Annotated in this window: 2 protein-coding genes; both read right to left on the reverse strand. The window is 68.2% G+C overall.

Features of this window, described 5'->3' with window-relative positions; genetic code table 11:
* Positions 1–90: 90 nt before the first annotated feature.
* Positions 91–5,610 (reverse strand): type I polyketide synthase, encoded by a 5,520-nt coding sequence (locus ACQPYR_RS37315; protein ID WP_433623993.1) that lies wholly within the window; start codon positions 5,608–5,610, stop codon positions 91–93.
* Positions 5,607–16,490: a type I polyketide synthase gene (locus tag ACQPYR_RS37320; RefSeq protein WP_433635345.1), complete on the reverse strand. Its 10,884-nt coding sequence runs from the start codon at positions 16,488–16,490 to the stop codon at positions 5,607–5,609. The genes ACQPYR_RS37315 and ACQPYR_RS37320 overlap by 4 nt, the downstream gene beginning before the upstream one ends.
* Between the last annotated feature and the right edge of the window lie 50 nt (positions 16,491–16,540).

Raw genomic sequence — 16,540 nt, forward strand, 5'->3', positions numbered from 1 at the left:
CCCGATTCAGTAGGCGGTACAACATTTCCGGGAGTGCCACCGGAAGGCCGGTGGCAGAGAATAATTCGCGTAGCCCGTGGTGACCGAGATTCACCGTGCCGTCCGCTCGGATCGCGAAATGAGCTTCCGCCACCGGCTCGACGGTGTGCGCGCAACCTCACGATCGCCGTTGGTATTCATGCGATCAGCCCAGCCGGTCGTAATGGACTGCAGCCGAGTCACGATTCGCCGCTTTTCCGGATCACCCCAATCCCCGGCCCCGAGGGCGGCTTCCAATTCGTCGAATACCGCATCGATCGACCGGACCTGGATTTCTTGGTGCTTATCGCCGAGTTTTTCGTGGAGATGGGCGGCGAGCGCGGCGGGGGTGGGGTATTCGAAGACGACCGCAGGCGGCAGCGACAGGCCGGTGGCGGTTTGCAGCCGGTTGCGCAGCTCGACCGCGCCCAGGGAGTCGAAACCATGGTCGGTGAACGAGCGCTCGGGATCGATCGCGGACGCACTGTCGTGACCGAGCACGGCCGCGAGGTGGCTGATGACGGTATCGATGACCGTCTGCCGCGTACCCGGCACCACAGCGGAGGTCGTCGCCGGACGCCGGGTCGCCCTCGGGCGACGGTCCGCGGCCGGTACCAGTTCCCGCAGTACCGGTGGCAGTAGTCCGCTATCGGCCTTGGCACGGATCTCGGCGGTATCCACCGCGGCGATCACCGCATGTGCCGCATCTCGTTCGAGTGCCGCACGCCAGCCGGCGAACGCCTGCTCATCCGGCATCGCGGTGAAGCCGCCGCGACTCATGCGCGCCACATCGGCCGCAGCCAACCCTCCGGTCATCCCACTCGAGCGCGCCCACAGGCCCCACGCCAGCGACTGACCGGCCAGCCCTTGGGCCCTGCGGTGCGCCACCAGGGCGTCGAGGAAGGTGTTCGCGGCCGCGTAGTTGGCCTGTCCGGGTCCGCCGACCGTGCCCGACACCGACGAAAACACCACGAAGGCAGCCAGATTCAGATCCGCGGTCGCCTCGTGCAGATGCCAGGCGCCGTCGACCTTCGGCGCAAGGACCGCGTCCACCCGCTGCGCGGTGAGCGACCCGATGGTCCCGTCGTCGAGCACACCGGCGGCGTGGATCACGGCGGTCAACGGCCGCTGCGCCGGAATGTCGGCCAGTAGACCGGCCACCGCGCCGACATCGGTGACATCACACGCCACCACCCGCACCTGCGCGCCGAGTTGCTCGAGTTCGGCGATCAGCGCCGCCGCACCAACGGCGCGCGGGCCGCTGCGGCTGACCAGCAGCAGCGACGTCACGCCGTGCTCGACGACCACGTGCCGGGCCACCGCCGCGCCCAAACCGCCTGTGCCGCCGGTGATCAGCACCGTACCGGCGCCGAAAGCGGGAGTGGCATCGTCTTGTGGGGGCGGCGCTACGGGCCGGATGAGCCGAGCGGTATGCGGTATCCCGGCGCGCACGACCAGCTGGGGTTCATTCACGGCCACCACGCTGGCCACGAGGTGCTCGTCGACGCGAGTGTCCGCGTCCACCAAGATGATCCGGCCCGGATCTTCCGCCTGCGCAGCCCGCACCAAGCCCCACACCGCGGCGCCGGCCAGGTCGGTGCAGTACGCGCCGGGCAGCGTGACCGCGCCACGGGTTGCGACCACCAGGCTGCTCGCGGCGAACCGGTCCTCGGCCAGCCACGCCCGCACCACCTCGAGAATCCGCGCGACCTCGGCGTGGGTGGCAGCCACCACGTCGGTACCGGTGTGGTCGCTCCACCCGGCCCCGGCCTCGACCACCACCACCGGAGGTATCGGTGCTTCCGGAGCCAGCCGGTCCCACCACCCCACCCTCGAATCCGCTGTGGACCCCGCAGCCGCAGCCGCGGATTCGGCCGGTGACCACACCAGTTCCAGTACCGGATCGGCGGTGTCGCCCGCCGCGGCGAGTTGCCCGAGTGGCATCGGCCGGCTCGTCACCGTCCCCGACAGCACCGGTTGTCCCTTCTCATCGGTCACCCACAGCGACGCCGACGCTCCGTTGACAGTCAGATGCGCACGCAATGCCGACGCTTCGGTCGCGTACAGCGACACCGACTCCCACGAGAACGGCAACACCACGTGATCCGCCGGGATCTCGAACGCACCGGCCAGCAGTCCCGCCTGGATGACCGCGTCCAGCAATGCCGGATGAATCCCGAATCCATCGCCGGGCACCCCGGTGTCGGCATCGAGGGCGATGTCCGCGAAGACCTCCTCGCCGCGGCGCCACAGCGCCCGTACGCACTGAAAGGCCGGTCCCATGTCGTAATCAGGCGTCAGGAACGCGCGGGCGAGGTCGATTTCGGTCGCCGCGGCAGGCGGCCATAGCTCCGATTCGGGTGCGGTCGTGTCGGCCCGGTCGGTCAGCAGCCCGCGGACGTGGAGTACCCACGGTCCGTCGTGGTCGTGTTCACCACGGGAGTAGATCGCTACCGGCCGCTGCGGGGATTCGGGCCCGACCACGACCTGGATCCGCACACCGCCTGCCGCCGGAAAAACCAGCGGCGCCTGCAATGTCAGTTCCTCGATCACCGGGCACCCGGTTTCGCGACCAGCGCACAATGCCAACTCCACGAACCCGGTCCCCGGCAACACCGTGACCCCGCCGATGGCATGGTCGGCCAACCAGGGCTGCGACAGCGCCGACAGCTGCCCGGTCAGGACGAAATTGCCGTCCGCCATCGGCAATGCCGCATCCAGCATGGGGTGTTCGATCACACCCAAACCCGCGGCTTCGACACCGGCAGTGCTGCGCGAGGGGGCGAGCCAGTAGCGACGACGCTGGAAAGCGTAGGTGGGCAATGCCACTCGGGAAACCGGGCGGGCGGCGAAGAGCACCCGCCAGTCGACCTCGACACCGGCGGTATGTGCGCGCGCCAGGCAGTTCAGGAACTGCTCGACCTCGCCGCGCCCTCGACGTGCCGCGGCGACCACCAGCGACTGCGCCGCGATATCCGCAGGCAGGTTCTGCTGGGCCATCGCCGTCAGCACGGCATCCGGGCCGATTTCCAGGAATCTCCGCGCGCCCCAGTCCGCCAGAGTGTCTATGCCACGGGCGAATTGAACGGTCGCTCGGATGTGCTGAACCCAGTAGCCGGGCTCGAGCACCTCATCACCGGCGATCCGGCCGGATACATTCGACACCAGCGGAATTCGCGGGCGATGGTAGGTCACTTCCCCCGCGACAGCGGCGAACTCGGCGAGTATCGGGTCCATCCGGTGGGAATGGGAGGCGATCGATATCCGCAACCGCGAGGTCTCGCGCCCGCGGTCGATAAACCACTGCTCGACCGCCGCGACCGCGTCCTCGTCGCCGGAAACCACCACGGCGTCGGGCGCATTCAGCGCGGCGATCGACACGCGCTCGCCATGAGCGGCGAGCGCCTCGGACACCTCGCGCTCGTCCGCCGCGACGGCCAGCATCGCGCCGCCGTCGGGCGACTGCCCCATGAGGCGACCGCGCGCCGCGACCAGTTTGCACGCGTCCGGTAGCGACCACACACCGGCGAGGTACGCGGCGGCCGGCTCACCGGTCGAATGTCCCACCAGGACATCGGGTGTCACGCCGAACGAGTCCAAGAGCCGGAACAGTGCGACTTCGTAGGCGAACAGCGCAGGCTGGGTGTAGTCGATCCGATGCAGCACACTGGCATCAGCATCAGCATCAGCAGAGTTGCCGTCGAGCTGACCGGTGAACATCAATTGCTTCAGCGACCCGCCCAGCAGTGGATCGAACTGCTCGCAGACCTCGTCCAACGCGGCGGCGAACACTCCGAACGCCTCGTACAGCTCACGTCCCATACCAACCCGCTGCGCGCCGCCTCCGGTGCACAGGAACGCTGTCTTACGCGAAACCGCCCGCCCCGCGGCCACATCGGCGGAGCCCTTGGATTCGGCCAGCGCCGCGAGTCCGTTGTGCAGCGTCTCCCGGTCCGCGCCCAGCACCGCGCCCCGCCAGTCCAACTGGGCGCGGGTCGTGAGCAGTGAGTAGCCGATATCGTCGATTGTCAGGCCGGGGTTTTCGCTCGCCCAGTCCCGTAGTTTGGCCGCCTGCGTCCGCAGGCCGTCCTCGGTTTTCGCCGAAATCAGCCATGGGATGGGGCCGGATGCCGCCTGCGCACCGCCATCGGCGGCGGTATCGTCGGCCGATTCGGCCGGGGTCGCGGCCGCCGGCGCTTCCTCCAGGATCACATGAGCATTGGTGCCGCTGGCGCCGAACGAGGACACACCGGCGCGGCGCACCCGCTCTCCGACGGGCCACGGTTCCGCCGCCGTAAGCAGCCGCACCGTTCCCGCCGACCAGTCCACCTCCGGGGTCGGCGCATCGACATGCAGTGTCGGGGGCAGTATTTCGTGCCGCAGCGCCTGCACCATCTTGATCACGCCCCCGACACCGGCCGCAGCGGAGGTGTGCCCGATATTCGACTTGAGGGAACCGATGCGCAGTGGATCTCCGGCGCGATCGCGACCGTAGGCGGCGATCAACGCCTGCGCCTCGATCGGGTCGCCGAGGGTGGTGCCGGTGCCGTGCGCTTCGACCGCATCGATGTCGGCCGGGGCCAGACCGGCATTGGCGAGCGCCGCCGCAATCACCTTTTCCTGCGAGGGGCCGTTCGGTGCGGTCAGCCGATTGCTGGCCCCGTCCTGGTTGATCGCGCTGCCGCGGATGACCGCGAGGACCCGGCGGCCGTGGCGGCGGGCGTCCGACAACCGCTCGACCGCGAGCATGCCGAGGCCCTCGGAGAACCCGGTCCCGTTCGCCGCCGCCGCGAAGGCCTTGCACCGGGCGTCGGGGGCCAGCCCACGCTGCCGGGCGAAGGCGATCAGCAGGGTGGGATCGGACATGACGGTAACCCCGCCGACCAGCGCGAGGGAGGTCTCGCCCAGCCGCAAGGCTTGGCAGGCGAGGTGCAGGGCGACCAGCGACGACGAGCACGCGGTGTCCACCGAGAGCGCCGGACCCTTCAGACCGAAGGTGAACGCCACGCGCCCCGCGAGGATGCTGGCCGAAACACCCGGGTAGGCCTGACCTTCCGCCTCGGGAGTCAGTCCCGGGGCACCGATACGGGGACCATAGTCCTGATGGATGACGCCGGCGTACACACCGGCGTCACCGCCGCGCAGCGACGCCGGATCGATGCCGGCGTCCTCCAATGCCTCCCACGCGGCTTCCAGGAACAGCCGCTGCTGCGGATCCATCGTCTCGGCCACGCTGGGCGGGATTCCGAAGAATCCCGCGTCGAAATCGCCTGCGGCATACAGGAATCCGCCCTCCCGAGTGTAAACGGTTCCCGGGATATCGGGGTCGCTGTCGAACAGGCGCTCGAGGTCCCAGCCGCGGTCGGCCGGGAAGGGACCGACGGCGTCGGTGCCGGAAGAGAGCAATTCCCACAGCTGCGCAGGAGTGTCGGCACCGCCCGGGTACCGGCAGCTCATGCCGACGATCGCGAGCGGTTCTCCGGCACGTTCTTCCAGGTGCTCGATGCGCTTGTTGGCGGTGCGGAGGTCTCCGGTGACCTTCCGCAGATACCGGCTGAGACGTTCCTCATTGCTGGTACTCGGGTTGCTCATGCTGGGCCAAACTCCTCGTCGATCAGATCCAAAAGTTCATTGTCGGAATGGAATTCGAGGTCGTCGTACACACTGTCCGACCACTTGTCCCCCAGATGGGCGCGCAGACGCAGGGTGATGCCCCGCAACGCCGCGACGGTCTCGTCGGCGTTGCCGCCGTCGGCGATGATCCGCTCGACCATGGCCTCGAGCCGCGCGATATCGGCCGGCACCGCCGAGGCCGGTTGCGCGGGTGCCGCTACCACGGCCCGCTCCAGCAGGTAACCGGCGATATCTCCCGCGGTGGGGTAGTCGAACACCAGGGTCGAGGGCAGCGACAGCCCCGTTACCTTCGACAGCCGGTTCCGGAACTCCACACCACCCAGGGAATCGAAGCCGAGGTCGTCGAAACCTTGATCGGGCCGGATATCGTCGGCCGACGCGTAACCCAGCACCGCCGCCACGTGTTCGCGCACCAGGTTCAGGACGACCCCGCGGCGCTTCGGCTCCGCCACACCGTGCAGACGCTCCCCGAGCGAGGGTTCGACGGTCGATGTCGTGGCCGACCGGCCGGGTGCGCGAACGAACCCGCGCAGCACCGCCGGGACCGGACCGGTATGCGCTTCCAGGCGCAGCTTGCCGGTATCCAGATGCACCAGCGCCGATACCGGTTCCGCCGTGGTCAGCGATTCGTCGAACAATCGCAGGCCGTCGGTGCGGTCCAGCGGGGTCAGACCCATTCGGTCCAATCGGCCCATGGCGTTGCGATCCAATGCGCCGGTCATGCCGATGTCGGGCTGCCACGGACCCCAGGCGAGCGCGAGCGCCGGCAGCCCTTCGGCGCGGCGTCGCATCGCGAGGGCGTCCAGGAAGCTGTTCGCGGCGGCGTAGTTCGCCTGCCCCGGTGAACCGATCATTCCGGCAATCGAGGAGAACATCACGAATGCGGAGAGATTCATGTCGCGGGTGAGTTCGTGCAGATGCCATGCCGCATCGGCCTTGGGAGCGAGCACCCGATCGATCTGGTCACCGGTGAGCGTGTGGAACGTCCCGTCGTCGAGTACGCCCGCGGTGTGCACGACACCGGTGAGCGGGTGTTCCAGGGGAAGGCCGGTCAGCAGATTCCGAAGTGCGTCGCGGTCGGTGACGTCGCAGGCTGTGACGTGCACCTCTGCGCCGAGTCCGGACAGCTCCGCCGCGAGTTCCGTTGCACCGTCGGCACGCTCGCCACGGCGAGATACCAGCAGTAGTCGTCGCACTCCGTGCGCGGTGACCAGGTGCCTGGCGAGCAGCGCGCCCAACCCCCCGGTTCCGCCGGTTATCAGAACGGTCCCGGATCCGAACGAAACCTGCTCGGCCGCAGCGGATGTCACCGCCTCCAGTCGCGGCGCCAGGACGCGGTCACCCCGCACCGCCAGCTGCGGCTCCCCGGTCGCGATCGCGACTCGGATCGATTCGGCCGAAATATGCTGCGCACCAAGGGAATCATCCGCGTCGAGCAGCGCAATCCGCTCCGGATATTCGGTCTGAGCACTACGTATCAGACCCCACACCGCGGCCGATCCGGTATCCGGCGCCTCATCGGGCAGGGCGGCCGCACGGTCGGTCAGCACGACCAGTCGCGACCGCGCGAAGCGCTCCTCGGCCAGCCAGCCGTTCACCATGCGCAGGGCGACCTTCACCCGTTCACTCGCCGAGGGCTGCGAATCATGGTGTGATGCAGCGGATTCGGACCACACAACGATATCCGGAAGGGTTGGAGCGGCAGCGAGTGCAGCCAGATCCGGATACCTCTCGTCGATTCCGGGCACCCGTGCGGCGCCGAGCACGGCCGCGCTCAGTGTTCTGTTGGGGGTACCGCCAAACCCCCATTGCTGCGGCGCTGCGCGCCTTGGACCTCCGGTCAGGCTCGGGGCGAGTCCCTCGGACGCTTCGACTACCGTCCAGCGCAACCCGTACCGGGCCGCGCGTCCGCCCGACAGCGTGGCGCGGAACTGCTGGACGTCGTAGGAGCGCATGACTACTTCGTCGACGGAAACCACCGGATTTCCGTCCTGGTCGACGGCCATGACGCTGATCGCCTCGGCGCTGTGCAGGACGGCCATCACCCGCAAGGTCGTGACCTTGGACGTTGTGTGGAATCGCGTCGCACCCCAACGGAACAGGAGCTTGCCCTCGGCGGGATTGCCCTCGTCTTCCGACCAGATCAAACCGACAAGTCCGGCATGCAACGCCATATCGAACAGCGCCGGATGCAGCTGAAACCCGTCGGCCGGGATGTCCGGATTCAGGGTGACCTCGGAGAACATCGTGTCACCACTGCGCCAAGCGGCGTCGATGCCGAGGAACGAAGCGCCGTATTCCAGTCCGGCGACACGCGCCACCTGGGCCGGAACCCAGTCGGCGGCCACCGGTTCGGCATCGACCGGTGGCCACGGCCCCGCGCGCAGCATGTCCGCGAGTTCGATATCGATCGGCTGCTGACTGCTCAGCACGCCACTGGCGTTGCGCGTCCACTCGCCGGCGGGGCCGTCGTCGGTGCGGCGGTAGTGGAACGTGAACGGTCTACGTCCCGCGGAATCCGGTTCCCGCACCAGTACTTGCAATTCGACATCGCCATCCGCCGGGGGGAGGATCGGAGTCTCGAGGGTGAACTCACCCACGGCGTCGCATCCGATCCGCCGGCCCGCGACCAGCAGCATCTCCATGAGCGCGGCACTCGGGACGAGTACCACCCCATAGGTCGTGTGGTCGGCGATCCAGGGATGGGTGCGCAGCGAAAGCCGCCCCGTGAACAGCCACTCGTCGCGGTCGGCCACGCGGACCACATCGGTGAGCAGCGGGTGGTCCGAGGCATTCCGGCGCTCGGAGAGGCTGGGTTCGAGCCAATACCGCCGGTGTTCGAAGGCATAGGTGGGCAAGGCGACTCGTGCCATCCGGCCACCGGTGAACAGTGGCGTCCAATCGACATCCACGCCGGCGGTGTGCGCCTGGCCGAGCAGTGTCAGGAACTGCTCGACCTCGTCATGGTCCCGGCGGGCCGCCGCGGCGACCACCGATCGAGCCTCGACATCCTCGGGAAGTGCCTGCCGCGTCATCGCCGCGAGCGCCGCGTCGGGTCCGACTTCGAGGAACCGGCGCACGCCCGACGCGACCAGCGTCTCGACACCGGGCGCGAAACGCACCGCGGCGCGCACCTGCGCCACCCAGTACCCCGGATCCAGGATCTCGTCGCTGGCGATCCGGCCAGAAATGTTGGACACCAGCGGAATCCGTGGGGCGTTGCAGGCTACTCCCGCAACCACGGTCTCGAACTCGGCCAGCATCGGTTCCATCCGATGGGAATGGAACGCATGCGACACCCGCAACCGGCTCGTCTTGGGTCCCCGCTCGGCGAACTGCCGATCGATCTCGTCGACGGCGTCCTCGTCACCCGAGATCACCACGGCCGCAGGCGCATTCACCGCTGCCACCGACACCCGATCACCGAATCCGGCGATCGTCGCGCCGACTTCGGCCTCCGACGCGGCGACCGCGAGCATCGCGCCGCCCTCCGGCAGCGCCTCCATCAGCCGCCCTCGCGCCGCGACCAGCGCGCAGGCGTCTTCCAGTGACCACACACCGGCCACATACGCCGCGGCCAGTTCACCGATGGAGTGCCCGATCAACACATCCGGGACAACTCCGAACGACTCCAACAGCCGATACAGCGCCACTTCGAACGCGAACAGCGCGGGCTGGGTCAGTCGTGTCCGATCCAGCATCCCGGCATCCGCTGACCCTTTCGAGCGACCTGACGAGCAGTCGCTAGCGGTGACGCCCTGATCGTCGATCAGGTGTCCGGTGAACATCGCTTGCTTCAGGGAACATCCGAGCAGCGGATCGAACTGGGCACACACCTCGTCCAGCGCTGCGGCGAATACCGGGAAGGCCTCGGACAGACCCGCGCCCATACCGACCCGCTGCGCGCCCTGACCGGTGAACAGGAAGGCGGTCTTCCCGGCGCCCACCGTGCCGGAAACCACTCCGGCCGAGGCGGATCCGGCGGCCAGCTGCGCCAGCCGCGCCAGCAGTTCGTCGCGATCACCGCCCAGGATCGCCGCCCGCGACTCGTGCTGCGCACGTGTGGTCACGAGCGAATACGCCACCTGCACCGGATCGGCGTCGGGGTGATCGATCAGCCACTTCCGCAGTTTCGCCGCCTGTCCCCGTAGCGCGGTCCCATTCTTGGCCGACACCAGCCAGGGCACCACCGTGCGTGGACGGTCGGTGGCCGGCGCCGAGACGACCCGCGGTGCGGTGGGCGCTTCCTCGAGGATCGCGTGTGCGTTGGTGCCGCTGACACCGAACGACGACACACCGGCCCGACGGACCCGCCCGCCGGTCCGCCACGGCTGGGCCTCGGTCAACAGCTCGACATCGCCCGCAGACCAGTCCACGTGTGGGCTCGGCTCGTCCGCATGCAGTGTCTTCGGCAGGGTTTCGTGGCGCAGCGCCTGCACCATCTTGATCACGCCGCCGACGCCTGCGGCGGCCACGGTGTGGCCGATATTCGACTTGATCGATCCGATCCGCAGCGGTTGTCCCGCACGGTCCTGCCCATACGCCGCGATCAGCGCCTGGGCTTCGATCGGATCACCCAGCGCCGTGCCGGTGCCGTGCGCCTCCACGGCGTCGATATCCGACGGCTCGAGCCCGGCATTCGCCAATGCCGCCGCGATCACCCGCTCCTGCGACGGACCATTCGGCGCGGTCAAGCCATTGCTCGCGCCGTCCTGGTTCACCGCCGTTCCGCGCACGAGCGCGAGGACGTTGTGCCCGAGGCGCTTTGCGTCGGAGAGCCGCTCCAGCACCAGCACACCGACACCCTCGGAGAACGCGACGCCGTCGGCACCGGCGGAGAAGGCCTTGCAACGGCCATCGGGCGAGAGACCACGCTGCCGCGCGAAATCGACGTAGAGGTAAGGACTCGCCGCGACCGTCACGCCGCTCGCCAGCGCCAGCGAGCTCTCTCCCTGGCGCAGCGCTTGGCAGGCCAGATGCAGCGAGACCAGCGACGACGAGCAGGCGGTGTCCACGGTGACCGCCGGGCCCTCGAGACCGAGGACGTAGGCCACCCGTCCGGACATCACGCTGCTCGTGGTACCGGTGAGCCGGTAGCCCTCCAGATCCCCGGCCACCCGATCGATGTAGCCCGAGTAGCCCGCGCCGACATACACGCCGGTGTCACTGCCCCGCAACGACGTCGGATCGATGCCCGCGTCCTCCAGCGCTTCCCAGGACACCTCCAGCAGCAGACGTTGCTGCGGATCCATCGCGGACGCCTCCCGTGGACCGATCCCGAAGAATCTCGGGTCGAAATCGCCTGCGTCGTAGAGGAATCCGCCGCGCCGGGTGTATACGGTACCGGGCTTGTCCGGATCGGAATCGAAGAGCCGCTCCAAATCCCAGCCCCGATCCGACGGGAAGTCGCCGGTCGCGTCGATTCCGGCGGCCACGAGATCCCATAGCTGGTCCGGTGATTCGACGCCGCCGGGGAACTGGCAGGCCATGCCCACGATCGCGATCGGCTCGTCCGCTCGGACGCGGCGGGCGATCTTCTTGACGGGTGCGCCCACCGTCGGCTCGACGCGGGATCGCACCAGCTTCGCCACCGCCGCCGGGGTCGGATGATCGAACACCAGCGTCGACGGCAACTGCAGGCCGGTGGCCTTGCCGAGCCTGTTCCGGAATTCCACGCCGCCGAGCGAGTCGAAACCGATCTCGTCGAAACGCTGGTCGGGGCGGATATCGGCGGCCGAGTCATGCCCCAGCACCGCCGCCGCTTCGGTGAGCACGACCTCCAGCACCACCTCGCCGCGCCGCGTTTGCGGCACATCCGCCAACCGGGCGGCCAGCGAGCCCGCCGCCGCCTGTTGCGTCGGGCGCGGCGACCGCCGCACGAATCCGCGCAGCACCGCGGGAACGGCGTCGATGTCGGACTCGCGACGCAAGACGCTCGCATCGAAGCGGATCGGGATCAGACGCGCATCCGAGTGCGCGAGCGCATCGTCGAAAAGCCGCTTCCCTTCGACGTTTTCGAGCGGGCCCAGACCCAGGCGCTCCCATCGCGCGAGGGCGGCGCGGTTCAGGCCACCGGTCATACCGCTGGTCTGGTTCCACGGCCCCCACGCCAGCGACGTGGCAGCCGAGCCCGCGGCCCGCCGCCGCTGCGCCAACGCGTCCAGGAAACCGTTCGCCGCGGCGTAGTTGCCCTGCCCCGACGACCCCAGCACCGTGGCGATCGACGAGAACACCACGAACGCGGACAGATTCAGACCACGAGTCAGCTCGTCCAGATGCCATGCGCCGTCGACCTTCGGCGCCAGCACGCGGTCCACCTGGTCAGCAGTCAGCGACTCGACGGTCCCGTCGTCCAGAATTCCCGCGGTGTGCACGACAGCGGTCAGTCCGGTGATCGAATCCAGCAGGTTCCGCACCGCGTCGCGGTCGGCGACATCGCAAGCGACTACCCGAACCTCGGCCCCGGCCTGCGCCGATTCGGCGACCAATTCGGCGGCACCGGGTGCATCGGGTCCCCGGCGCGAGGTCAATACCAGACTGCGCACACCGTGCTCGGCAATGAGATGACGGGTGAACAACGCACCCAGCCCACCCGTACCTCCGGTGACCAGCACGGTCCCATCCCCGAACGATGACCGCGGCCCCGGGTCCCCGGAAGCGGACGCGCGCACCAGCCGAGGAACCAGAGTCTGTTCGCCGCGGATCGCGGTCTGCGGCTCGCCCGACCGCAATACCGCCCCGACGCGGTCCGCATCGAGCGGCCGGGCCGGATCCTCGTCGATGAGGACGAACCGTTGCGGATGCTCCGACTGCGCGCTGCGCAGCAATCCCCACACCGCCGCCGCGGCCGGATCCGGAGCCTGCTCGGGCAACCCGACGGCGCCTGTCGTCACCACGACCAGCCGGACATCGGACAGACGTTCCTCGGCGAGCAAGGACCGCACCGTCGCCAACGCGCCGTGCACACTTGCCCGCACCGATCCCGGGCCTTCCCTGAAAGGCGCCGTCGCCCGCCACACCGCAACACCGGGAATACCTTCGGCCGCAACGACATCGGCGACCGACGCAAATTCCGTGCCTATCCCCGCCACCGTCGTGTCCCCGAGTACCGCCAGGGATGGTGCGGATCGGCCGGCTCCCGCAACCGATTCCGCAGTGGGCTCCCAGCGCACCTGATACAGGCCCGCCGTGTCACCGACGAGACTGCTCCGGAATTCCTTCACGTCATAGGGACGCATCACCACCGCGTCGACCGACACGATCGGATTGCCGTCCGGATCGACAGCCGCGACCGACACGGTCTCGGGCCCGGTCGCGACCGCGATGACCCGAAGCGAGGTCACCTCATCCGTTGCCGACTCGTGGAAACGTGCACCACCCCATCGGAACAACAACCTGCCGGTGTCGGGATCGGAATCCGCATCGCGCCACAGCAACCCGGAGAATCCCGCGTGCATGACCATATCCAGCAGGGCAGGGTGCAGGTCGTGCCGTCCCGGCTCCGGCGCCGCATCGGTGTCCAGCACGATCTCGGAGAAGACCGTGTCGTCGCGTTGCCATGCGGCACGCACACCGACGAACGCCGGACCGTACTCGAGCCCGGCGAGCTTCGCGATCCGCTCCGGCAGCCCCGCACTGTCCACGGCCTCGGTATCGACCGGCGGCCATTGCTCCTCCCGCAGCCGCGACACCAACGCCGAATCACCATCCGACTGCGCCCCGAGCACACCGGTGGCGTTGTGGATCCATTCAGCATCGGAAGACTTGCGGAAATAGAACTCGAACGGACGCCGCCCGGACTCGTCCGCCGCCTGCACCAGCACCTGCAACTCGACCTCGTCGTCCGCGGTCGGCAGAATCGGCGCCTGCAAGGTGAGTTCCTCCACCACCGCGCAACCGATCCGACGGCCCGCGACGAGGAGGAACTCGATGAAGGTCGCGCTCGGCACGACCACCACGCCGTAGGTCATGTGATCGGCGACCCACGGGTGAGTACGCAACGAGAACCGGCCGGTCAGCAACCATTCGTCGGTACCCGCCACCCCGAGCACACCCGTCAGGATCGGATGATCCGTCGACGACGGCGATGCCTCGACGGCGCCCGACAACCAGAAACGGCGGTGCTGGAAGGCATAGGTGGGCAACGGAATCCGACGCGCCGCACGCCCCGCGTACAACGAACGCCAGTCCACCCGCGCACCCGTGACATGAACCTGCGCCAGGGCGGTAACGAACTGCTCCACCTCATCGACCGACCGCCGGGAAGCCGCCGCCACCGACGACACCGACTCGACCTCCGGGTGCTCGGCCAAACAACCACGCGTCATCGCCGCCAGCACCGCATCCGGTCCGATCTCCACAAACCGCCGCACACCCGCCTCGACCAGAACATCGACCCCCGGCGCGAACCGGACACACCCCCGCACCTGCCCGACCCAGTACTCAGGATCGGTCAACTCCGCGGCAACCACGACCGCAGAAACATTCGACACGATCGACAGCGACGGCTCCCGATACGTCAATCCTTCAGCAACAGAACGGAACTCGGCCAGCATCGGCTCCATCAGCGCCGAATGGAACGCATGACTGACCCGCAACCGATTCGTCTTCACCCCCTCGGCGGACAGCAGCCGCTCGATCTCACCGATGGCATCGACGTCCCCGGACAACACCGTCGACGACGGACCGTTCACCGCAGCCAACGACACACGGTCCGCGAAATCGGCGACGATATCGACAGCTCGTCCTGCACCGATCGCCACCGCGAGCATCACGCCGCCCACCGGCAAAGCACCCATCAACCGGCCCCGGGCCGCCACCAGCGTGCAGGCATCCGAAAGCGACCACACCCCCGCCGCATACGCCGCCGCGAGCTCGCCGATCGAATGCCCGATCAGCACATCCGGTGTGACACCGAACGATTCGACCAACCGGAACAACGCCACCTCGAACGCGAACAACGCCGGCTGAGTGAATTCCGTCCGATCCAACGCACCCTCGGCGTCAGCGAACATCAGCTCTTTCAGCGACCGACCCAGCAGCGGATCGAACTGCGCACAGACCTCGTCCAGCGCGGCCGCGAACACGGGGAACGCCTGATACAGGCCCGCACCCATGCCAACCCGCTGCGCACCCTGCCCCGTGAACAGGAATGCCGTCCTATCGGAACCGGCATTCCCTTCGATCGTGCCGTGCGAACCCGCGGCCAGATCGGCCAGACCCGCCAGCAGTTCGTCCCGATCCCGGCCGACGACGACGCCCCGACGGTCCAACTGTGCCCGCGCGGCCGCCAGGGAGTACGCCATATCCCGCACATCGATGTCGGGATGGTCGATCAACCACTGCCGCAGTCGATCCGCCTGGGCACGCAGGGCTTCGTCGGACTTGGCCGATATCAACAGCGGAACGACGTCGGCCACAATGGGTTTCGTGACCGGTTCCGGCTCGGATCGGTCCGCCGACGCCACCACGACCGGATGGGCGGATGCTTCCTCGAGGATGAGGTGGGCGTTGGTGCCGCTGGCTCCGAACGACGACACCCCCGCGCGCCGGATCCGGTCCCCTGCCGGCCACGGCTCATTGTCCCGCAGGAGCCGCACCGTGCCCGCGGACCAATCCACGTGCGGGGTAGGCGCATCCACATGCAACGTCTTCGGCAGCACGCCGTGCCGCATAGCCTGAACCATTTTGATCACGCCGCCCACCCCCGCCGCAGCCGAGGTGTGACCGATATTCGACTTCAACGACCCCAAACGCAACGGCGCGCTCTCGCGTCGCGTCCCATACGCGCTGATCAGTGCCCGCGCCTCGATCGGATCCCCGAGCATCGTGCCGGTGCCGTGCGCCTCTACCGCGTCGATATCCGACGGGGCCAGGCCGGAATTCGCCAACGCGGCCGCGATCACTCGTTCCTGCGACGGACCGTTCGGCGCGGTCAAGCCGTTGCTCGCACCATCCTGATTGACAGCGCTGCCACGCACCACCGCCAGCACGGTGTGACCGAGCCGCTGTGCGTCCGAAAGACGCTCCAGCACGAGCACTCCGAGCCCCTCGGAGAATCCTGTTCCATCAGCAGCCGCCGCGAATGCCTTACAACGCGCATCGGGCGACAACGCACGCTGTCGCGCGAACGCGATCAACAAAGCCGGATCCGACATGACGGTCACCCCACCCGCCAACGCCAGCGACGTATCGCCCTGCCGCAGCGCTTGGCATGCCAGATGCAACGCCACCAGCGACGACGAGCAGGCGGTATCGACCGATATGGCCGGGCCTTTGAAGCCGAACGTGTACGCGATCCGACCGGACAGCACAGCGTTCGAAACACCCAGGTAGGCATGGCCTTCGGTCTCGGCGGTGATATTCGGCGAGCCGATGCGGGGACCGTAGTTCTGATGGATGACTCCGGCGAATACGCCGGTATCACCGCCGCGCAACGACACCGGGTCGATTCCCGCATCCTCCAACGCTTCCCAGGACGCCTCCAACATCAGGCGCTGCTGCGGATCCATTGCCGCGGCCTCACGCGGGCCGATCCCGAAGAAGGCCGCGTCGAACTCGCCTATGGCGTCGAGGAACCCACCGTCACGGGTGTAAATGCCATTCGGCACATCGGGATCCGGGTTGAACAGCCGTTCCAGGTCCCACCCTCGATCTGTCGGGTAGTCCCCGATGGCATCCACACCGTCCGCCGTCATGCGCCAAAGGTCTTCGGCGGAACGCACGCCACCGGGATACCGGCAAGCCATACCGACGATCGCGATCGGTTCCCGCGACCGGTCGGTGAGCGCGCGCAGTTGCTGTTTGGTCTCGTAGAGCTCCTTCGCGGTCTTCTTCAGATACCGGCGTAGCTCGTCGTTGTCGGCCATCGGTGGAACTCCAGATCGTG

The sequence above is a fragment of the Nocardia sp. CA-120079 genome (assembly GCF_050955745.1).
Classification (GTDB): Bacteria; Actinomycetota; Actinomycetes; order Mycobacteriales; family Mycobacteriaceae; genus Nocardia.

Excerpts from the sequence above, each read along its gene's own strand:
- ACQPYR_RS37315 (WP_433623993.1), bottom strand. The coding sequence starts at position 5,610 with ATGAGCAACCCGAGTACCAGCAATGAGGAACGTCTCAGCCGGTATCTG.